Below are 20,288 nucleotides of genomic sequence, written 5' to 3'. Positions count from 1 at the left end.
CTCTTTCGCTTTTTACACTATGACACCAGCTACAAAACCAGTTATTCAGATCAAAGGACTACGCAAATCCTTTGGTGATTTGCACGTCTTGAGGGGAGTCGATCTGGAAGTGAACCAGGGCGAAAATGTCGCCGTACTCGGCCGGTCCGGTACGGGCAAATCCGTGTTGATCAAACTGATTATCGGGATGCTTAAACCCGATGCCGGGAGCGTAATTGTGCTGGGGCAGGATGTGGAAACACTACGGGGCCGGGCGTTAGATGAGTTTCGGCAAAAAGTGGGGTTTTCGTTTCAGAGCAGCGCCCTGTACGACAGCATGAGCATCCGGGAAAATCTGGAATTTCCACTCGTCCGTAACGTTCGCAACCTGAGCCGGGCCGACATTGACAAAGCAGTAGAAAAAGCACTCGACGATGTAGGCTTGTCCCAAACGATCAACCAGATGCCATCCGAACTCTCTGGCGGTCAGCGGAAACGCATTGGCATTGCCCGCACCTTGATACTCCAGCCGGAGATTATGTTATACGATGAACCGACCTCAGGGCTCGACCCGATAACGAGTATCGAAATTAACAACCTGATCAATGAAGTGCGGGAGCGGTTTAAGGCGACCTCCATTATCATCACCCACGACCTGACCTGTGCGAAAACGACCGGCGACCGGGTGGCGATGCTGCTGGACGGCAAATTTGAACGGGTTGGATCTTTTGAGGAAGTCTTTGCCGATCCCGATGAGCGAATCAAGCAGTTTTATAACTACAAATTTGTGGATTAAACAGAATAACTCGTTTACAGTTTTCAGTATATGGTTTGCGATCTACCTGATACAATAAGCCTACACTTGCCGTAAACGTAACCGAAGTTAGCTACCGAAAACCAAGAATTATAAACCATTACTATGAGTACTGAATCGAACAAACGCTCCATTGTTGTCGGCATTTTTGTCCTGGTGGGCATTGCCATATTCGTTGCCGGGGTGTTTGTACTGGGCGGACAACAGAAACGCTTTACAAAAAGCATAAAACTTATGGCCGTTTTCAAAGACGTAGGCGGTCTGAAAGTCGGTAACAATGTTTGGTTTTCGGGTGTCAAAATCGGAACGGTCAAGCGGATCAGTTTTTATGGAAACGCCCAGGTCGAAGTTGACATGAGCATCGAACAAAGTTCCCAGCAGTATATTCGCAAGGATGCCGATGCCACCATTAGTTCCGACGGGCTCATTGGCAACAAAATCGTTGTGATCACGGGCGGAACAACCAAACATCCCGAAGTGGAAGATGGGGACCGGATCAAAACGTCGGCAGCGCTCAGCTCCGATCAAATCATGGCGACCTTGCAGGAAAATAACAACAACCTGCTCAAAGTTACCAATGACTTTAAAGAATTGGTCGGGAATCTGAGACGCGGCAAAGGCACCGTAGGCGCGGTATTGACTGATTCGCTTGTCGCCGAAAATTTCAAGAAAGCCATGCGCAATCTGGAACGGGCTTCTGACAACACGGTGAAAGTAACAGGCTCTGTTTCGCAATTTGCGGCTAAACTAAACACGAAAGGCACCCTTGCCAATGAGTTAGTGACGGACACGACCGTGTTTCGCCGATTGAGCCGGTCGGCAGCACAGCTTGAGAAAGCCGCTGGGTCAGCCAATCAAACGGTGGGTACGCTCAGCCAGACCTCGACGAACCTCAACCGGGCTTCCGAAAAACTGAATAATACCAACAGTCCCCTGGGCGTATTGCTCACCGATCAGGAAACGGCGACCAACCTTCGGACTACACTTCGTAACCTGAGCCAGGGAACCGTGTTGCTCAATCAGGATTTGAAAGCTGCTCAAAGCAATTTTCTGCTTCGTGGTTTTTTCAAAAAACAGGCGAAGGAAGCCGCAAAGAAAAAAGCAGACAGCACTGCTGTCGTTCAGCCCTAGCCGAGTGGGAAAGACTATGTGAAGAGTGGCTGATTATATTTTGTCATCCCGAATTTTCAATCGGACCTACCGATGGGGTTAGCTACCTAAATGACTGGTGATGCTCGGCATAGTCTTTGCCTATGGCCAACACGTATCCCATGCTTCGTTTTGTTTGGTACCACGGGCTCTAGACCATTTAGCTGAAAAATTCGGGACGACTCATGTTTGATGCGCCTGACCTGTAAATGGCAACTACTCTTTCTGTACCGAACTGGCCCCACTTACCTGCTGCTTTATGGTAGGTGTACCCTGATAACGAATGGTACTGGCACCACTCGCATTCACGACCAGTGAAGCCCGTACATTGATATTTGCCTTACTCGCTCCGGATGCCTCTACACCCGCATTATCAACAGGATACCCAAAAGCCTGGAGTAATGAGGCTCCCGACAAATCACTCGTCAGAGCGTTCCCCTGCCCATTTAGCCGCAGTACGGAAGCACCGGAAAGAACTAGATTCACCCGACTTGACTGGGTCGTGATCTGACTCTCGGACGCTCCGGAGAGGGTGACGTCAAGATCATTCAGATTCGTAAAACCGGATAGCGTCGACTGACTTGCTCCTGAGAAATTAACACGCCTTACGGTTGGCATGGTGATCGTAAACGACGATGGGTACTCCCGGCGACGTGCGATGCGGTATTGCGCATGTAGTGTACCGTTACGCGTAAACACGTCCAGATCATTCAGATTTCGGCGGTCGCCCTCTACCGTTACACCAAAGGTCGATCCCTGTTGAACAGTAATGTGAAAGGCACTTCCCATGTCAACCTGGTCAAAGCCGGTGAAGGGGTATGTTCGGGTGTCGCCCTGGTAGGGGCCAGCATCTTCTCTGATTAATGAACAGCTCGTTAAGTTGAATAATAAGGCAAGTAAACAAAGGTTGAGCAATTGACGGCATATAGTATTCATGGCAACTGGTTGTATTGGTTGGTGGTAGATAAGAGCAGTTGCGGATTTGCGAACTCCGTCATACTGCACCATTTTCACCTGCATGACAGTCGTGCCAGCATATACCCCTACGACCAGGCTGATTTTTTCGCAATTAACTAGCCAATCTTCAGGAGTTACCGAACCGAAGCCCAACCTGGAAGCCCACCCAACCCCAGTGCCGGGCATTGCTGAAGGCATCGGTTCGCTCGGAGAAAAGGGGAATAGATGGCTGAAGCGTTGGTCGAGTCGTATTGTCATTACCGAAATACCAGTTCAGCGAGGGCCCGTACGCCAGCGATAGGTGGTTACTGAGCTTTGTCTCAAACAGCGTACTCAGGCGAATCTGATTATTCCAGCCGCCGTTACTGCTCTGGTCAAAATAAAAGAGGTGATGGTGGGTTCCCTCCAGGGTGAGCAGGGTCGATCCCGACAGCACAAAGCCCGTACCCAGTCCATATCCCGCACTCAGGTCGGGGCTTCCCGCCCGCGCAAAACTATAACCAGCTGAAATGATATTGTAAAATCGCCTGACACCCGTTCGGTAGGTCAGATTGAGCAGGTTGACCTCATTAGCCGCCACTTCAACACGCCGGAATCCGCCCTTTTGGACATGACTGAACAAGCCGAACGGCACATTGCCCGACGAATCCGCCAGGTTGATAAGCCCAATCTGATGCCCGCTACTAACCGTTCTGGCCCGGTTTACGAGGCCACTTATCTGCCAGCCCCGTACATCGCCCATCGCCACGTTGGCCAATCCAGCCAGTTGAACACCCCCGACCGATTTACCCGCCACATTAACCAATCCACCTACCTGAACGATCTTTGTCAGTTCCCCAATAGATGTATTGAACAGGCCAGCCAACTGAACACCCTGCGCCTGCTTCCGGTTGATGTTGAATAAACCACCGGCCTGCACGCCCTGCAGCGCACCGCCGTTGAGGTTATATAACCCGGCCAATTGAACGCCACGAACATGGCCACCAACGAGATTGCCAAGCCCAGCAGCCTGGAAGCCAGTCACATCGGCTCGAACAAGGTTAAACAAGCCCCCAACTTCAAACGCTCGCACGCCAAAGGAATAGCCAATCAGGGCGTTGACCGAGATGCGGTTACTGATGCGTCCGCTCAACCGATGGTTCGTGCCGATAAAGGGCAGAAACGACACCTGCCAATCGCGGTAGAGGGTATCCCGGCTCAGGTTTACATCGTGGATGGATTGCTGGGCGGATACGAAAAGCCGGGTGATGCGCTCGCGGCTCTGCTCCAAGACAGATTTGGGCCGTTGCTGCGTCGTGGTATCCACTACCGGGCTGGTCACGTCAACCGGCAGCGTTGCCAGCGTACTCATCAACCGGGTCGTGTCTTCCGTGATCCGGATGGGTAACGTTTCCAGCGACAAACGAGGAGGGACGGGCGTCATTCGGATACTTACCGAGTGCGAAAGGCGGGAACGAATAAGCACCGTTTCGCCCACGTAAGCCTGCTTGCGAACGTCCAGACGAACCGCGGGGAGATCGGTCGGTAGTCGAAGCCGGTAATAGCCAAAGGGATTGCTGACGGTTGAGGCCAGGGTCGTTTTCTCAAAAATACTGGCCTGGGCAATTCGCTCACCGGTTTGCTCGTCCAGGATATAGCCATCCAGCAGAAAGTTTTTAGGGCCTGGTTCAGGAAACTCGCGCCGGACTAGAATGACGTGATTCCCGCGTGATTTGACCGTAACCTGGTTCTGAAAAACACGGTTCAGCACCTCCCGAACGGGCGTGTTCATAAGTCGAACGGTTACTACGGCCTTTCCGTCGATTCGGGCGGGATTGTAAGAAAACTCAAAGTGGCCTAGCCGACTTATCTCACGAAGGGCACTTTCCGTGGTTGCGTTACGAATATCGACGGTAATCAGGCGTTCGAGTGGCGGTACGTCCTGAGCAAATACCTGCATTTGAACAAGAAGACAAAGCAAAAGGAGGCAAAATCGAAGAGAATTCATCAGAAGGTTATTTTTCACCTCATGACAGCTATACGCCTGCTTACCCCTATTCACTGGCATCCGTTCCCGTCCAGAATGACCTGTTTGCCTACGTGACGTACCTGTAAACCAAGGGTTTCGGCGGTTACGCTCAGCACCGTCTCCAGCGGTGTTTTGTCGAAACGAGTGGTCAGCAGGCAATTACCCAGCCGGGCGTTGGCCAGTTGAACATCGGTATTGTAGTATTGATTGATGGCCTGCACAACCTCCCGCAGCGGCTCTTTCTCGAATACCAACACGCCGGTTTTATAGGCAAAAGCGTTCGGCGAAGCCCGTAACCTCCGAATCGTATCGCCCGACGCGTCGAACGTAGCCTGTTGGTTTTTGGTCAGTAATACCGCTTTTCTGCCCCTCGAGAACCGCACTTTTCCCGTCCGAACAGCTACGCTGACATTGGCATCGTACGCCCGAATGGTAAAGGACGTACCCAGAACCTGCACGACACTGTTTCGAGCGTCAATGTGAAATGGGCGCGTCGCATCGGGCGTCACATCGAAGAAAGCCTCACCGGTCAGGGCAACGTCCCGGCGTTCCTCCGCAAAAGCCGTCGGGTAACGCAGGGTCGAGTGACGGTTCAGTACAATACGGGTGCCGTCGGGCAGTGTTTTACTGATTTGCTGCTCATTGGCCGTCAACACAACCATTTCTGCCGCCGGATGGTGATGCCCGAAGAACTTGAGGGTATAGGTGAGCCAGCCCATACCCGCCACCAGCGTCAGCATGGCGGCAATCCGCCACAGGGGTGCCGTACCAGGCACGCGCCGTTCCGGCCGTAGAACGAGCAACGGTTTGATAACGGGTTCCTGTCGTTTAATGGCCGTACGGTCTGATACGCGCATCTTTTTCTGAACAGAACGCCAGGCAGCATCGGTATCGACCTCGGTCGAATCTGGCTTTGCGGCATTCCAGATGTGCTCAAACCGGTCGAAATCGTCCGGGCTGGGTCCCGCCGTGCCGGGCTCTCGGGAAGAAAGCCACTGCCGCACCCGCGCCGATTCGGCTGGATCGGTTTCACCCGCCAGAAACTTTCCCAGCAGGGCGTCATCTATGGGTTGTTGATCGGCCATTGCTCAGGGTGACTTAACAGCCACAGGATTAAAGCGGGTAAATACTCACTCAGTTCGACACGTAAAATGCGCAGGGCTTTACCGATCTGATTCTCAACGGTTTTGATGGAAATCCCCAGTTGACCGGCAATTTCTCCATAAGTCAACTCCTCAAACCTACTCAGCGTAAACGCCAGCCGGCATTGTTCAGGAAGTTTCTGGACGGCACGGTGCAGCCGGTCCGACAACTCGTCGCCCAGAAGCGTTTGCATCGGTGATTCAACGAGTGTTTCGCCCAGGTAGCGCGTATGTTCCTGGTGTTCATTCCGAACAGAAACGTGTTTGATTCGATTCAGACACCGGTTATGAACCGCCCGGTACAAATAGGCCTTCAGCGACACCGTAATGGCTAAATTTTCTCTTTTTTCCCAAACGGTCAGGAACATGGCCTGTACTTCCTCTTCGGCCTCATCGGGGTCAGCTACCAACTGCCGGGCGTAGCGGCACAAGGGTGCGTAGTACTGTCGAAAAACAGACTCGAACGCACGCTCATTGCCGTCACGGATGGCCGAAAGTATATCCTGCTCGTTCGGGGGCACAGCTACCTGTTTGTGGATGATAGGAGGCTGCAAAGCTATCATTTTTCGCGGAACACACAGTTGGTCTGCTCTGTGACAGTTAGCAGACGGTCTACCCCTACGGGTGTTGACATTATTTTTGTGTAGTCCCGACCGTGTATGCAGACAGCCAATCGTTCACCGAACAGCTACCGGATTACTTCCGGCCCGATATTCGCATCAGCTGGAAGAAAAAGGTAATGTTTTGAGTGGTTATAACGCCAGATGTTCCGATTGCACCGGCTCGCCGTAGAAGACGGTTGCCTGCCGGTCAAAATCCTCGGTTGAGTCGGTGGTCAGGAAGGTGCGCAGGCCGTGCTTGCTGCACTGTGCTTCTATTTCCGGGTGTCGAATCAGGTAGTCGACCAGGCTTTTGGAAACAATTCCTCCCTGACTCAAAATGGTGGTTTCTGGCGGAGCGAACTGCTGAATTTTAGCAAGCAACAAGGGGTAATGCGTACAGGCCAGCAGGATGGTATCAATATCGGGCGACTGCTGGAGTAGTCGATCAATGTGTTGCTGAACAAAGTAATCGGCTCCGGGGCTGGCGTACTCGCCATTTTCGACCAACGGCACCCACATGGGACAAGCCTCCTGAAAGACGTTCACGTTGGGAAAGAACTTCTCGATTTCGACCCGGTACGACTCTGATGTGACGGTTCCGCGGGTAGCCAGTATGCCCACGTTGCCGGTTTTGGAATAGTTACCAATGACTTCTGTCGTGGGTCGTATTACGCCCAACACCCGCCGACCGGGTCCATCCAGACCGGGTCCATCCAGACCGGGTCCATCCAGACCGGGTCCATCCAGACCGGGTCCATCCAGACCGGTAGCCAGCGTAGGCAAATCAAGCTGCTGAATGTTCCGTAACGCTTTGGCCGACGCGGTGTTACACGCCAGAACCACCAGCCGACACCCCCGGTCGAACAGGTGCTGAACGCATTCGAGGGTATAGTGGTAGACCGTCTCGAAAGAACGGGTACCGTAGGGTGTTCGGGCGTTGTCGCCGAGGTATATGTAGTCGTATTGGGGCAGTGTCTGAACAATATCCCGCAAAATAGTCAGGCCACCGTAGCCAGAGTCAAATACGCCAATCGGTTGAGAGGGTGTGGGCATTTCAGAGAGTCAATAAAACCTTATACACAGAAAACAGAAACGCACAGAGAATAGAGAGAGACGTCTCTCTCTATTCTCTGTGTGCAACAATGTATGCTTTTTATCAAATCGGTTTAACATGCTTGCCAAGCCAGTCAGTAAACTGTTCACGACTTAACATGCCATCAGCAACCTGCAAAATAACTTGTTCCTGCTCCTCAATAGAAGCGTCAATTTCAAATCCATTCAGAACTAGATGTGCTTCCATCACAGCATGGCCTATTCGCTTATTCCCATCCACAAATGGATGGTTGCAAATCAACAGATACCCTGCCAGGGCCGCCTTTTCAATCAACGATGGATAAAGTTCATCTCCATCAAAGGTCGCGAATGGCTGTACCAACGCGGAATTAACTGCTTCCCGGCTTCTAACCCCAAACTACCACCCGATTGCTGAATTATTCGTTCATGCAAAAGGAACACGTCGGCTAGCGATAGGCTTGTCATTAAGCTAGCCGTTCATATAATTCTTTGTTTTTATTCAGAACGTAAGCCATTGCCTGCTCTTGGGCAGAGGATGGCTCTACCAGCGATTCAATAGTTTGCTTTAATAACTCATCGACTGAAAGATTTACCGATTCAGCTTTGGCCTTTAAAGCAGATAATTGTTGATCGGGTAGCGTCAATTGAATGGTTGCCATAGCTCTCCAATTGTTTTAACCCAGTAATTCTTTCCCTTGTGCCAGAGCCGCGTCCAGACCCGATAAATCGGTGCCACCCGCGGTGGCAAAAAATGGCTGGCCACCACCACCGCCTTTGATGTTTTTAGCCAACTCTTTCACCACTTGACCGGCATTCAATTTCTTCTCCTGAATGAGCGAATCAGGCAGCATGACCGCCAGTTGTGGTTTGCCATTGATATCGGCACCCAGCACAACGGCCAGATTGTCCACTTTGGCTTTCAGATCATACGCCAGTTGCTTGAGGGCATCGGCATTGGGAACCTCCACACGCTCTACCAGTCGGGAATGGCCGTTGACAGCTTCGACTTTCTCCAAAAGTTGATTTTTCAATTGCTGAACTTTCTCGTTCTGCAACGCTTCGACTTGTTTTTGCAATGCACTCCGCTCCTCCAGTAAGGTCTGAACGGCTTTCACCACGTCTTTCGGTGCTTTCAGCAATTCCTTCAACTCAGATATTACCGCCATCTGCTCATTTACCAACGCTTCGGCACCAGCCGAGGTTTTAGCTTCGACCCGCCGGATTCCGGTCGATACCGAACCTTCGCCCGTGAACTTAAATAGCCCGATATGGCCCGTTGCCGGAACGTGGGTACCGCCACAAAGTTCAACCGAGTAGTTGGGATCAAAGGTGATGACCCGAACAAAATCGCCGTATTTCTCGCCAAACAAAGCCGTTGCGCCTAATTCTTTGGCTTGCGCGATGGGCACATTCCGCTTCTCATCGAGCTTAATGTCCTCGCGAATTTTCTCATTCACAATCCGCTCCACTTCCGCCAGTTGTTCGTCCGTCACTTTGCTAAAGTGCGAGAAGTCGAAGCGCAGGGCATCGGGACCTACATACGAACCCTTTTGGGCAACGTGCGTACCCAACACATCGCGCAGGGCTGCGTGGAGCAGATGGGTGGCACTGTGGTTGCTGCTGGTCAGGCCACGGCGGGTGGTGTTAATAATAGCATAGACTGAATCCGCTTCGGTCAATAGCTCATCAAGACCAGCCACGTCCTGCACGATAAGTATGCTTAAGTCATTTTCCTTCTTCGTGTCCAGTACGGTGAGCGTCCCAATCTGATCCGAACCGGCAAATAGCTCAAGAACACCGGTATCCCCGATTTGACCGCCAGATTCCGCGTAAAAAGGTGTTTTGTCGAGTACAACCTGAACCTGCGTCCCCTGCTTGTTCTGAATCTTGCGATACTTCACAATGTGGGCGTATGCTTCTGGCTGGTCGTAGCCGACAAATTCAACACGATCCGTTTCGTTGACGTCGATCCAATCCCCGGCCGATGAGGTCGCATCTTTCCGGGAGCGGGTTTTCTGCTCCAGAAGGGCTTTCTGAAAACCGGCTTCGTCTATCGACAGACCCTTTTCGCGGGCAATTAGCGCCGTTAAGTCAGCCGGGAAACCGAACGTATCGTTTAGCTCGAATACGGTTTCGCCGGGAATTTCTTTCGTTCCTTTCCCATTAAGATCACCGATGATCTGATCCAGTCGGCCCAGGCCCGTTCCCAGCGTCCGCAAAAATGAAATCTCCTCCTCCCGAATAACCGTAGCTACGAAATCCCGCTGGGCATTTAGTTCGGGAAAGACATCGGCAAACTGCTCGGCCAGCGTGGGCACGAGTTTGGTCATAAACGGCTCAGTCAGGTTCAGGTACGAATAACCGTACCGAATGGCCCGACGCAAAATCCGCCGGATGACGTAGCCCGCCTTGGCGTTGGACGGTACCAACCCATCGGCAATGGCAAACGAAACCGCCCGGATGTGGTCGGCAATAACGCGCATCGCCACATCCGATTTTTCCATTGTGCCGCCGTACGGTTTACCCGACAACTCCTCGATAACGTTGATCGTACCCGAAAAGACATCGGTATCATAATTGGATCGTTTTCCCTGAATGGCCATGCACAACCGTTCGAAGCCCATTCCTGTATCCACGTGGCGGGCAGGCAGCGGCTCCAGCGAACCATCAGCCTTGCGATTGAACTGCATGAACACAAGGTTCCATATTTCGACAACCTGCGGGTGGTCGGCATTGACAAGTTCCTTCCCCGACTTCTGCGCAATTTCTTCGGGCGACCGCAAATCGACGTGAATTTCGGAACAGGGACCACAGGGACCGGTATCGCCCATTTCCCAGAAGTTGTCTTTTTTGTTGCCGTAAATAATCCGGTCTTCGCCCACAATGGGTTTCCAAAGGTCGAACGCTTCCTGATCAAAGGGGACATTGTCTTTCTGGTCACCTTCAAAGACCGATACATAGAGCCGATCTTTGGGCAATTTATACACCTCCGTCAGCAGTTCCCACGCCCAGGTAATGGCTTCTTTCTTGAAGTAATCGCCAAACGACCAGTTGCCGAGCATCTCGAACATGGTGTGGTGATAGGTGTCGAAGCCAACATCTTCCAGGTCATTGTGTTTCCCCGACACACGCAGGCATTTTTGTGTATCGGCCACCCGCTTGGACGGGGGCGTGCCGTTGCCCAGGAAAAAGTCTTTGAACTGCGCCATTCCTGAGTTGTTGAACATCAGCGTCGGGTCGTTTTTCGCGACAAGTGGTGCTGAAGCCACAATCAGGTGTTGTTTGGACTGGAAGAAGTCGAGAAAATGCCGGCGTATTTCGTGGGAGGTCATAGTAAAATCGTAATTGGGGGCAAATTTACGCCAAAACTTGCGTTTATTCAGTCAGCTTTCCAAGTTTGCAGTATGGAAAACGGGGGGAAGCTGTACTACGGTATCAAAGAAGTAGCGGAGATGTTTGCGATCAATGCCTCCAAACTACGGTATTATGAAAAAGAATTTCCGACCCTCCAGCCCAAGAAAAACCGCTCCGGCGACCGCGTTTATACCCAGGCCGACATCGACCACCTGAAAGAGATTCTGGTGTTGACCAACGATAAAGGGTATACGCTACCAGGGGCCCGCGAATACCTTAAAACCCGCGACGCCAACCGGCGCGAACACGCCGTTTATATCAACAAGTTGAAGAGAATAAAGGCCGGTCTGGAGAAAATGCGGGCGGCTCTGGATAAGCCAGTTACACCCGAAGTTGAGCCAGCCACAGAACCGGAACCCGAAGACGAGTCAGACAACGCCCTTGTTTAATGAACACCCGAGTTATTGAAACTCTAAAGAGTTAGTTCGTCATAATTCACGTTTGTTTTTTGTCATTCCGACGAAGGAGGAATCTTAAAGCATCCTGATTAATCCGTTTGGATGTTTTAAGATTCCTCCTTCGTCGGAATGACAAATTCAGCGCTGTAAAAAGAGTTCAAACGGCTTAATCTTCACTGGCGCTTCTCTCCTCGCCTACAGTACCTTCATAAACGCAACCAGTGCCTTTTTCTCCGGTTGCGCCAAATTCAGCTTATCAAATGGTAACGTTTGGTTGGGGAGATTGAAGCCCAGTCCGTTGCCTCCCCCTTGATTGTAAAAATCGACGACCTCATCGAGGGTACGGAACACACCATTGTGCATGTAAGGCGCCGTACGGTCCACATGGCGAACGGTGGGTGTTTTGAAGGCGTACCGATGCGGGTCCCGGTTTGTTAGTATAAACTTACCGACGTCCGCATCAACTTGTTTACCAGCAATAGTGGCAGGTGTTCCCAGTACTTCGCTTTCCGTTTCCTGAAAGGCCGGAGGAACGGTGCCGTTGAACAAAGGAAAGAAATGGCAGGTTGCGCATTTGGCTTTACCCATAAACAAATTAAAGCCGTACTTCTCTTCGGCGGTTAACGCGGTTGTCTGCCCCCGAAAATACCGGTCTAAGCGGGAGTCCAGACTGGTAAGCGAACGAATATAGCTGGCGATCGCATTTTTGAGCGTTTGTTCCGTTATGCCTTCTTTATATGATTTGGCAAACAGAGTCCGGTACTCCGCATTTTGGCGCAGCGACTTAACCGTTTCAGGCAGTGACCCATGCATTTCCTGCTCGTTCTGAATTACATCACTTGCCTGATCTTCCAGAAAAACCACCCGCGAATCGGCAAATTGAACCGCCTGGAAAGCCACATTCAGCAGCGTGGGGGCATTGCGTTGGGTGCGATGCGCTGTCTGTTGACGACCATTCACGCCGATGGCAAGGCTTTTTGGTTCTCCATCCGTAAACGCCTTGTCGGGTTGATGGCAACTGGCACAGCTTCGGTTCCCATTTCCCGACAGAATTGGGTTAACGAACAACTTTTCACCCAGTGCCACGCGAGCTGGGGTTGGGCGTTGCTCATCGAGGTTGACAAAGTAGGTTGGGTTAAATACTCCCGAGTCGGTCAGGGTTCGGGCTGATGTGGACAATAGTCTGTTTTCCGTAAAGACAGGAATAGCAAGGGCTTTCTGGGCATCCAGCAACAAACTACTCAATACATTAGCCTGCTGACGGATGAAGCCAAGCCGATCAAATGTATCGAAGTCATGAGCTGACCGTAAAGTATTTATGGCGCTACCAAACGCCTGATCGAGTCGGGCGGAGAGATTGGCGTCCGTCTTGACCAGCTTGTAATACCCTACTTGCTGGTGCATCCGTTCGAGCGCGCTGGCGGCTTCGGGGAGCGAGTAGAACGCAATGGGCGAGTCGAAGCCGGTAATTCCGAGCGAGACAATCCGGAACACCTCAAGCCGCATGGCATCGAATATGTGGCTATCTGTCAGTTCATTATTCTCGGAAATTTTGCGCAGCCGATTGACATTCGAGCGAACGACGGCCGCCTGCTGAACCGCTTCGGTCTGGTTCGTGGAATCGAGCGCCGGGAATAAAAGCTCCTCCAATACCTGAAATCCCTCAGGTGCATTGATGCGCAGGTCGTCATCGACATCCGGAATATTCGGCCCGTTCAGGGAACGGGTTGTCTCCGGATTGTAATAGGCCGTCAGGAATTCAGTTCGTTTATACGCCAGTCGCGCCCGCCGGAAGGCCGTTTGAATAACCTGGTCTGATCGGTTGGCACTAATCACTTGCTGCAACTGGCTCACCGCGCTGTCGAGGTCATTGACATCCTCCATAAACACCTGCTTTATGGCCTGAGCGGGCATGGGTTTTGGCCCAATCAGGAACCCGTACATGGCGCATAAAAACAGCAGGCCCGCAATCAGCACAATGAGCCACCAAAGATTGAATCGTGTAGCTTCTGGAGTGGCCACAGGAAAAGATCGTTCTAAACGCATCACGCTTTTACCAGAAAAACAACATATAACAAAAACGCCTGACCGAAACAGAATTCCGGTCAGGCAAGTGTACGGTGGAATGTTTATCGGGGCAATCCTTCAATCAGAATGAGTTGGCTGGCCTGGTTTTCATCTTTACGTTTCGACCCACCATCAACACCTTTATATTTATCAGCCCGCCAAGTATGCCCCTGAATACCCAGCATAAATGTATTCGGGCGTCCTGTCACATCCGAGACATCGATCATGCCGCTACTTTCCCAGGAACCAAATTTCGACGTGCCACCCACGTTGTATTTGGCGGCATCGGCCTCGGTCCGGCGATGATCCAGTTCAATGATCGGTGTCAACTGTTTGGTGTTCAAGTTATATTGATACACATAGGCATCGTGTTTCTCATCACCATATTCGTTCGGATCTTCCATGATGTAGATGTAGTTGGACGTCACACAAACGTTATCAGGGTCCTGGAATGTCTTTGCAATGCCATTCCGATCATCGCCATTCAGGATTACCTCCAGTTTACCCTTGGTAGGGTCATTGGCATCCATAGTCAGTCGATAAATACGACCATACTTGGAGCGCGAATAATCGGCATTGACGCCCGTATTGTTCTGACCAGTAACGGCGAAGAACACTTCACGCCCGTTGGCTCCGCCCCCTTTCCGATAGTCCACATCTTCAACGCGGCCAAATTTAATGCCTTTCAACTCGTTTACTTTGGCATTGATCTGCGCCCCGGTCAGGGTTTTCTGATTTTCAATTTTGGTAAATTCGACGTCGTAGACGGTTCCCGGATTCATATCCATTTCCCGCTGATTGCCGTCGGGCCGACGCAACATATACAATGATCCATTCTCCAGATCGCCAACTGTGTTGGACATATACATAGCCAGTTGCCCGCCGTTCACATCCGAATCGTCGTCGCCAATCACAATGATCGTTTTGCCCGGATAAGCCGTCTTGGGTAATGGCAGTGCGTTCTCGGCACTCCAGCGGCCAAGCCCGGCCACTTCACGGGAGATACCCGCCTGCTGCGCATCGGCATCAACCCGAAGCGCGTGTGTGCGCGACTCCTGACCGCTCTCCCCGCAGGTGAGAAAGACGGGGCCAAAACCATGCTCTAATGGAGTAGCAAGGGTGGCTGAACATAACCGCCAGGTTCCACCGTCGGAGTTTAATACGTATTCGCCTTTGACCGGCTTGAACGATTTATCGAGCGTAATGCGCGATACGGCGAAGTTATCTTCATTGTTTACCAGGATCGTATAGTTCCCGTCTGGATTTTGAAAAATTCCGGCGCCATCGGCCGAGCCACCAAAAATATAGTTGGGCGACTGCTCCAATTGATCGTCACTGCTGAGCAGCGAATACAGTTTAACCGTCTCAGCGCTAACTCGTCCGCCCGAAGCACCCGGTAGTAATTTAGCCAATACCGGCGTTACAGATCGGTTTTGAACCGCAATGGCGGGGCTGTCCGTAAGGCGGTGATCGTTGCAGCCAGCCAACGCAACTAAGCTGAGTAAAGCAGTGGAGGAGAGTAAACGTTTGTGGGGAAACATAAGTAGACGGTTATAGGCAACTTTTACTTTTGCAAAGAAACCGCGTGTGCTTTACCTCAATATGAAGGCAGTATTAACAGATTAAAAATATTAAATTGGATTAATAACGCTTTCATTTTATCACCTGCCTATTCCTTGCCCACTGCCGGAATTCAATGAAAACTGGTTTTTCCCGACAGAAATCTGTAAGCTTGCGGGAGTCGACATAATTCATCCGATTGCTTACAAATTCCATCTGTTCGTTTCGTGCCTACTGATACCCAGCATCAAATTGCCCTTACACTCGTTCCGGGCGTGGGGAGTATTCTTATCCGACAACTGATCAGTTATTGCGGTTCAGCGACGGAAGTTTTCCGGTCACCGTTGGCTCGCTTACTGAAAGTACCCGGTATTGGCGAAGTGACAGCCCGTGCCGTTTTGAAACCCGGCGTCCTGTCGGATGCCGAACAGGTCATGCTCCGTCTGGAGAAACTGGGGGCTTCGGCACTGTTTTACACCGACAAAGCGTATCCAGGCCGACTTAAAAGTCTCTATGACGCCCCCGCCCTCCTCTATTTCCAGGGAACAGGTAACCTCAACGCGCCACGGACAATTGGCCTGGTGGGTACCCGGCAAGCGACCGAATATGGTCGGCGAATTACCCATGAAATCATTGAAGCGATCACGCCTTATGGAGTCAGTGTCATCAGTGGACTGGCGTATGGTATTGATATTGCAGCGCACCGTTCCAGTTTGGCCAATGGGTTACCAACCCTTGGGGTAATGGCCAGTGGTCTGGATATTATTTACCCCAACGTGCATCAGAAAACAGCCACGGATATGCTTATGCAAGGCGGCTTACTCACTGAAAGCAAACCCGGTACCAAACCCGACGCGCACCTGTTTCCAGCGCGCAACCGGATCATTGCCGGTTTGAGTGACGTGGTCGTTGTGGTCGAGGCTGCAGCCAAGGGCGGTGCGCTCATTACGGCCGAATACGCCAACAACTACCATCGGGAGGTGTTTGCCGTTCCGGGACAGTTGAATCAGGCCTTTTCGGCGGGCTGCAACAAACTGATTCGGGAGAACAAAGCACAGATTTATACGAGCCCAAAAGATATTATTGAAGCCCTCAACTGGGACAGAGCCCATGAGCCGGTTTCACCGAAGAATATACCGTCCGCGTTACCCGTCGATATAACGGAAGAAGAAAGCCAAATCCTGGCCCTACTTCGCCAATCGGCCGATCTGCATGTTGATGAGTTGAGCTGGAAAAGTCAAATTCCGATGGGACGACTGGCCTCTTTGCTCCTCACACTCGAATTTCAAGGATTTATCCGCTCCTTACCAGGCAAGAAATACGCCGTCGTTTATGTTTGACAAGGCTGATCTCGTTCCTCCACGGGCCATGAGGACACAGCCCACTCGCGCGTCAGCTAATCTATGTGGTCAAATGGGCCGTGGCCTCACGGCTGAGGGGCCGTTGACGCAAAAGCGGAATAATGCCTACTTTTGGCCTTTTAAAACCAACTCAACTCTTATTCACTACGTAATCCTATGCCCAATTTCAGACGATCTATCCTTAGTTTTTCTCTTAGTTTCTTTGCCCTATGCAGTTTTGCCCAAACCAATACTGGGCCAGCCAAGAGCGGTAATCCCATTTTTCCCGGCTGGTACGCTGATCCAGAAGGCGTTCTGTTCGGGAATCAATATTGGGTTTATCCGACCTACTCGGCTCCTTATGAACAGCAGGTATTTCTGGATGCGTTTTCTTCACCTGATCTGGTTACCTGGACAAAGCACAGCCGAATTGTTGACTCGACAGCCGTCAAATGGGCGAAGAAGGCCATGTGGGCACCGTCTATCGTTGAAAAAGGTGGACAATATTTTCTGTTTTTTGGAGCCAATGACATTCATGATTCGAAAAAAGAAGTTGGCGGCATTGGGGTAGCCGTTGCCAATAACCCGGCTGGCCCATTCCGCGACTATCTGGGCAAGCCATTGGTGGGCGAAATCCATAATGGGGCGCAACCCATTGATCAATACGTTTTTAAGGATCAGGACGGTCAGTATTATTTGGTATACGGCGGCTGGGGCCACTGCAATATTGCCCGACTGAAAGACGACTTTACAGGTTTTCTTCCATTTCCTGACGGCACCACTTTTCGAGAGATAACGCCCAAAGGATATGTTGAAGGGCCGACCATGTTCATTCGACAGGGTAAATATTACTTCATGTGGTCGGAGGGCGGCTGGACAGGTCCTAACTACTCCGTTGCTTATGCTGTAGCCAAGTCCCCTTTCGGTCCGTTTGAGCGAGTGGGCAAGATTTTGCAACAGGACCCCAACGTGGCTAGGGGAGCGGGGCATCACTCGGTTATTCAGGTGCCCGGCACCGATGACTGGTACATTGTTTATCACCGACGCCCCTTAACCGAAACCGACGGCAACCATCGGGAAACCTGTATCGATCACATGTATTTCGACGCTGACGGCGCCATCAAACCGGTTAAAATTACTGTCGATGGTGTAGAAGCCCGTTCACTGAAGTGATTTCCAATAGCCTAATTAAACCAGCCAATTGACCACTTCGCTAAACAATATAGGTTGCTTCCTTGTCATCAGACTTGAACAAAACTGATGTCAATTATGGGAAGAGGTGATAAGAAGTCGAAAAGAGGAAAAATATCACAGGGTTCCTATGGCAAATCTCGCCTTGGAAAAGCAAAGAAATCAGCCATTCCCAAGCCTGTTGACAAGCCACAGGAGTAAGCAGACAAAAAGCGCCGTTATCTTAGTTGATAACGGCGCTTTTTGTCTGCTTACGAACCTGTCGATCACGCATGCTTAGTCTGCTGGTTCGTTGTTCGTCACCGTAAGCGTTACAGGAATGTTGCCCCGTGTAGCATTTGAGTACGGACACACCTGGTGGGCTTTAGCGACCAGCTCTTCTGCGACGGCCTGATCGACGCCCGGTACGTTAACATCCAGCGTGACAGACAGCCCAAAACCACCCGTATCCAGCTTCCCAATGCTAACATCGGCCGTTACCGTTGTTGTGCCCGTTTTTACTTTTCCCATGCGGGCTACCAGATTGAGGGCGCTATCAAAACAAGCCGCATAGCCAGCGGCAAATAGCTGCTCAGGATTGGAGTAGGCACCACCCGACCCACCCAGCTCACGGGGTGTGCGAACGTCGAGGTCCAGAACCTGGTCGGATGATGTTACGTGGCCATCGCGGCCGCCGGTTGCCGTAGCATGAGCTGTATATAAGGCTTGAAACATGGTTGTGTTGATTAATTATACTGTTTTGGTAAGTTGTTGTAAAATGGTTTGTAGTTGGTCTCGCAGATTGACAATCTGCTGATTGTCCAGCTTCAGGCTCTCCTGCAATTGGGTTGGAATGTCCATCGCTTGTGCCTGCATGCCCCGCCCGCTTTCAGTGAGTTGAATGGTCACCTGACGTTCGTCGGCTGGGTTGCGCTGTCGGGTTAGTAGCCCCTTCTGCTCCATCCGCTTGAGCAACGGCGTCAGTGTTCCGGAGTCCAGTAACAACCGTTCGCCAATTTCACCAACGGTTCGATTGTCTGACTCCCATAGTAAGAGTAGTACTAAATATTGAGGATACGTTAAATCAAGCTTTTCGAGTAAAGGCCGATACTGCGCCGTCACCTGTCGCGAAAGCGCGTACAACGGAAAACAAAGCTGGCTGTCCAACAAAAGCTTATTCATCGCCCAAAATTATATTGTGCACAATTTATTAACCACGCTACTACGTTAAAAGTTTAGTTTTTGGTTCATTTTACACTACTCATTGCCAAAACTTACACATAACTCGCTGTAAGAAAATCGCTTATATACCTTTACCAACAACTAAACGCACGGCATTCTGCCTGTTAAAGGGAATGTTTTATAAGCGCAAATCGTCCATTGAGGGCTGCATTCAGCGGGCAACGCTAGGAATAATATATGCTGCCAACGCTTCAAAGGGAAGCTTTGCTTTCCATGAATTATAGTTTCCACCCGTAAAGACTACGACCAATTTTAAATCGTCGATCAGCATTATATACTGACCGCCGTTCCCCGAAGCAAACAGGACATCGTGTTTGAAGGAATTCGTGACCAGTTGTTCCCGGTACCAGTAATAGCCATAGTACGTTGGTTGAGGCTGAGCTCGTTTGGTTCGGGAAGAGCCAACAAACGAAAAGTTAGAGATGGCGGTAACGGCTCTTGTCGATTTATCGATCCACGCTTTTGACACGATCTGTTTGCCCTGCCAATTCCCCTGATTCGCGACCAGTTGACCTATTTTCAGCATATCAGCGGGACGAATGAAAAATGAACCGGCCGTCATACCATGTTGAGCCGAATCCATTGTCCATCGATACCTACTAATGCCTAATGGCTTGAACAGGTATTTTTCAGCAAAGGCTACAATCGTCATCTTTGAGGCATTGGCAATGACACCACTCAAAATCATGGGCGCAGCGGACGTATAAGCCCAATGCGTTCCCGGCCGATTCGCCAGCGGTAGATCCAACGAAAACTTAACCCAGTCTTTGCTCTGCGACATAGCTTCTTCACAATCCCTGGTACCGTTGAATTCCTCACAATCGAAGCCTGTTTTCATGGTCAGCAAATCGTCGAGTGTCATTTGGTCTTTTCGGCTGTCCCAGTGCTGATAGCTCGTGTATTCAGGAAAAAAGCTATAGACCCGCTGAGCGGTGTTCCTGATAAACCCTTTATCAATGGCAATACCCGTTAACAGGCTGGCAATCGATTTGAACGATGATCGGGAATCGTGTAAACTATCCGAGGTGTAGCCGTTGGTGTAATGCTGGTAAACGGTGACACCATTTTGACTAATGAGCACCGCATGCATATTCGGATAGCTATTCTGCTCAATTTTGTGCGTCAGGCTATCGAGTAAGGGTAACTTCCTAGGAATCGGTTGCGCGTAGGAAAATGGACTTACTAAAATAAAAATCAGGAGGACCTTTTTGGCATTTTCCATTAGACTAAACAGCTGCGCTAGAAGATGGTATGTAAACCTCGCCGGTAAATATACGGCGCACACATGAGCGCTCTGCGAACCTACCCTTATGGTAAACCCTGGTATTGGGCGTATCAGGCCACTACTGTCACGAAAAAACAGTTACAGACT

Annotated in this window: 19 protein-coding genes; 6 read left to right on the top strand and 13 right to left on the bottom strand. The window is 50.9% G+C overall.

Annotation, left to right across the window (positions count from 1 at the left end; all coding sequences use genetic code 11):
- Nucleotides 1-19: 19 nt before the first annotated feature.
- On the top strand, nt 20-775 hold the full coding sequence (locus SD10_RS10130; protein ID WP_046573700.1) for an ABC transporter ATP-binding protein: 756 nt from the start codon (nt 20-22) through the stop codon (nt 773-775).
- A gap of 123 nt (nt 776-898) precedes the next feature.
- Nucleotides 899-1,924 carry an MlaD family protein gene (locus SD10_RS10125; protein ID WP_046573699.1) on the top strand — a complete coding sequence of 342 codons (1,026 nt, stop codon included), beginning with the start codon at nt 899-901 and terminating at the stop codon, nt 1,922-1,924.
- Between the two features lie 234 nt (nt 1,925-2,158).
- On the opposite strand, the gene SD10_RS10120 is transcribed toward SD10_RS10125, so the two are convergent.
- The 8 genes from SD10_RS10120 to alaS form a co-directional block, all read right to left on the bottom strand.
- Entirely contained in the window at nt 2,159-2,878 is a 720-nt protein-coding gene (locus SD10_RS10120) for a head GIN domain-containing protein (protein ID WP_046573698.1), read from the bottom strand.
- A 148-nt stretch (nt 2,879-3,026) separates the two neighbouring features.
- On the bottom strand, nt 3,027-4,838 hold the full coding sequence (locus SD10_RS10115; protein WP_227699187.1) for an STN and carboxypeptidase regulatory-like domain-containing protein: 1,812 nt from the start codon (nt 4,836-4,838) through the stop codon (nt 3,027-3,029).
- A 98-nt stretch (nt 4,839-4,936) separates the two neighbouring features.
- The gene (locus tag SD10_RS10110) at nt 4,937-5,992 is read right to left on the bottom strand and encodes a FecR family protein (protein WP_046573697.1); all 1,056 of its coding nucleotides are present in this window, start codon (nt 5,990-5,992) and stop codon (nt 4,937-4,939) included.
- Complete coding sequence (locus SD10_RS10105; protein WP_046573696.1) at nt 5,971-6,612, bottom strand: RNA polymerase sigma-70 factor; 642 nt, start codon at nt 6,610-6,612, stop codon at nt 5,971-5,973. The genes SD10_RS10110 and SD10_RS10105 overlap by 22 nt, the downstream gene beginning before the upstream one ends.
- A gap of 189 nt (nt 6,613-6,801) precedes the next feature.
- Entirely contained in the window at nt 6,802-7,704 is a 903-nt protein-coding gene (locus SD10_RS10100; RefSeq protein WP_046573695.1) for a glutamate racemase, read from the bottom strand.
- A 103-nt stretch (nt 7,705-7,807) separates the two neighbouring features.
- On the bottom strand, nt 7,808-8,086 hold the full coding sequence (locus SD10_RS10095) for a type II toxin-antitoxin system death-on-curing family toxin (protein ID WP_227699186.1): 279 nt from the start codon (nt 8,084-8,086) through the stop codon (nt 7,808-7,810).
- A 103-nt stretch (nt 8,087-8,189) separates the two neighbouring features.
- Entirely contained in the window at nt 8,190-8,384 is a 195-nt protein-coding gene (locus tag SD10_RS10090; RefSeq protein ID WP_046573694.1) for a hypothetical protein, read from the bottom strand.
- Nucleotides 8,385-8,399: 15 nt separating this feature from the next.
- Nucleotides 8,400-11,057 carry an alanine--tRNA ligase gene (gene alaS, locus SD10_RS10085; RefSeq protein WP_046573693.1) on the bottom strand — a complete coding sequence of 886 codons (2,658 nt, stop codon included), beginning with the start codon at nt 11,055-11,057 and terminating at the stop codon, nt 8,400-8,402.
- 72 nt (nt 11,058-11,129) lie between these two features.
- Here alaS and SD10_RS10080 point away from each other — a divergent pair, with 72 nt between their 5' ends.
- On the top strand, nt 11,130-11,528 hold the full coding sequence (locus tag SD10_RS10080; protein WP_046573692.1) for a MerR family transcriptional regulator: 399 nt from the start codon (nt 11,130-11,132) through the stop codon (nt 11,526-11,528).
- Nucleotides 11,529-11,732: 204 nt separating this feature from the next.
- Here the strand turns inward: SD10_RS10080 and SD10_RS10075 are convergent, their stop codons facing one another.
- Nucleotides 11,733-13,559, bottom strand: coding sequence for a cytochrome c peroxidase (locus SD10_RS10075; protein WP_316933136.1), 1,827 nt, complete (start codon nt 13,557-13,559; stop codon nt 11,733-11,735).
- A 107-nt stretch (nt 13,560-13,666) separates the two neighbouring features.
- Nucleotides 13,667-15,145 carry an alkaline phosphatase PhoX gene (locus tag SD10_RS10070; RefSeq protein WP_046573690.1) on the bottom strand — a complete coding sequence of 493 codons (1,479 nt, stop codon included), beginning with the start codon at nt 15,143-15,145 and terminating at the stop codon, nt 13,667-13,669.
- A 246-nt stretch (nt 15,146-15,391) separates the two neighbouring features.
- Here SD10_RS10070 and dprA point away from each other — a divergent pair, with 246 nt between their 5' ends.
- The 3 genes from dprA to SD10_RS30470 all read left to right on the top strand — a co-directional run bounded on the left by dprA (nt 15,392) and on the right by SD10_RS30470 (nt 17,896).
- Nucleotides 15,392-16,504 (top strand): DNA-processing protein DprA, encoded by a 1,113-nt coding sequence (gene dprA / locus SD10_RS10065; protein WP_046573689.1) that lies wholly within the window; start codon nt 15,392-15,394, stop codon nt 16,502-16,504.
- Between the two features lie 177 nt (nt 16,505-16,681).
- Nucleotides 16,682-17,677, top strand: coding sequence for a glycoside hydrolase family 43 protein (locus SD10_RS10060; protein WP_046573688.1), 996 nt, complete (start codon nt 16,682-16,684; stop codon nt 17,675-17,677).
- Between the two features lie 87 nt (nt 17,678-17,764).
- Nucleotides 17,765-17,896 (top strand): 30S ribosomal protein THX, encoded by a 132-nt coding sequence (locus SD10_RS30470; RefSeq protein WP_082111564.1) that lies wholly within the window; start codon nt 17,765-17,767, stop codon nt 17,894-17,896.
- A gap of 75 nt (nt 17,897-17,971) precedes the next feature.
- Here the strand turns inward: SD10_RS30470 and SD10_RS10055 are convergent, their stop codons facing one another.
- The 3 genes from SD10_RS10055 to SD10_RS10045 form a co-directional block, all read right to left on the bottom strand.
- A complete protein-coding gene (locus SD10_RS10055; RefSeq protein ID WP_046573687.1) occupies nt 17,972-18,409 on the bottom strand; it encodes an organic hydroperoxide resistance protein in 438 nt (145 codons plus the stop codon).
- Between the two features lie 15 nt (nt 18,410-18,424).
- Nucleotides 18,425-18,856: a MarR family winged helix-turn-helix transcriptional regulator gene (locus SD10_RS10050; protein WP_046573686.1), complete on the bottom strand. Its 432-nt coding sequence runs from the start codon at nt 18,854-18,856 to the stop codon at nt 18,425-18,427.
- Nucleotides 18,857-19,067: 211 nt separating this feature from the next.
- Nucleotides 19,068-20,138 (bottom strand): serine hydrolase domain-containing protein, encoded by a 1,071-nt coding sequence (locus SD10_RS10045; protein ID WP_046573685.1) that lies wholly within the window; start codon nt 20,136-20,138, stop codon nt 19,068-19,070.
- Nucleotides 20,139-20,288: the final 150 nt, after the last annotated feature.

Origin of the sequence: Spirosoma radiotolerans (assembly GCF_000974425.1) — a bacterium.
In the GTDB taxonomy this organism is placed as follows: Bacteria; Bacteroidota; Bacteroidia; order Cytophagales; family Spirosomataceae; genus Spirosoma; species Spirosoma radiotolerans.
This window is presented reverse-complemented; position numbering and strand designations above follow the sequence as displayed.

Excerpts from the sequence above, each read along its gene's own strand:
- SD10_RS10130 (WP_046573700.1), top strand. The coding sequence starts at position 20 with ATGACACCAGCTACAAAACCAGTTATTCAGATCAAAGGACTACGCAAA.
- SD10_RS10125 (WP_046573699.1), top strand. The coding sequence starts at position 899 with ATGAGTACTGAATCGAACAAACGCTCCATTGTTGTCGGCATTTTTGTC.
- SD10_RS10120 (WP_046573698.1), bottom strand. The coding sequence starts at position 2,878 with ATGAATACTATATGCCGTCAATTGCTCAACCTTTGTTTACTTGCCTTA.
- SD10_RS10115 (WP_227699187.1), bottom strand. The coding sequence starts at position 4,838 with ATGCAGGTATTTGCTCAGGACGTACCGCCACTCGAACGCCTGATTACC.
- SD10_RS10110 (WP_046573697.1), bottom strand. The coding sequence starts at position 5,992 with ATGGCCGATCAACAACCCATAGATGACGCCCTGCTGGGAAAGTTTCTG.
- SD10_RS10105 (WP_046573696.1), bottom strand. The coding sequence starts at position 6,612 with ATGATAGCTTTGCAGCCTCCTATCATCCACAAACAGGTAGCTGTGCCC.
- SD10_RS10100 (WP_046573695.1), bottom strand. The coding sequence starts at position 7,704 with ATGCCCACACCCTCTCAACCGATTGGCGTATTTGACTCTGGCTACGGT.
- SD10_RS10090 (WP_046573694.1), bottom strand. The coding sequence starts at position 8,384 with ATGGCAACCATTCAATTGACGCTACCCGATCAACAATTATCTGCTTTA.
- alaS (WP_046573693.1), bottom strand. The coding sequence starts at position 11,057 with ATGACCTCCCACGAAATACGCCGGCATTTTCTCGACTTCTTCCAGTCC.
- SD10_RS10080 (WP_046573692.1), top strand. The coding sequence starts at position 11,130 with ATGGAAAACGGGGGGAAGCTGTACTACGGTATCAAAGAAGTAGCGGAG.
- SD10_RS10070 (WP_046573690.1), bottom strand. The coding sequence starts at position 15,145 with ATGTTTCCCCACAAACGTTTACTCTCCTCCACTGCTTTACTCAGCTTA.
- SD10_RS10060 (WP_046573688.1), top strand. The coding sequence starts at position 16,682 with ATGCCCAATTTCAGACGATCTATCCTTAGTTTTTCTCTTAGTTTCTTT.
- SD10_RS30470 (WP_082111564.1), top strand. The coding sequence starts at position 17,765 with ATGTCAATTATGGGAAGAGGTGATAAGAAGTCGAAAAGAGGAAAAATA.
- SD10_RS10055 (WP_046573687.1), bottom strand. The coding sequence starts at position 18,409 with ATGTTTCAAGCCTTATATACAGCTCATGCTACGGCAACCGGCGGCCGC.
- SD10_RS10050 (WP_046573686.1), bottom strand. The coding sequence starts at position 18,856 with ATGAATAAGCTTTTGTTGGACAGCCAGCTTTGTTTTCCGTTGTACGCG.
- SD10_RS10045 (WP_046573685.1), bottom strand. The coding sequence starts at position 20,138 with ATGGAAAATGCCAAAAAGGTCCTCCTGATTTTTATTTTAGTAAGTCCA.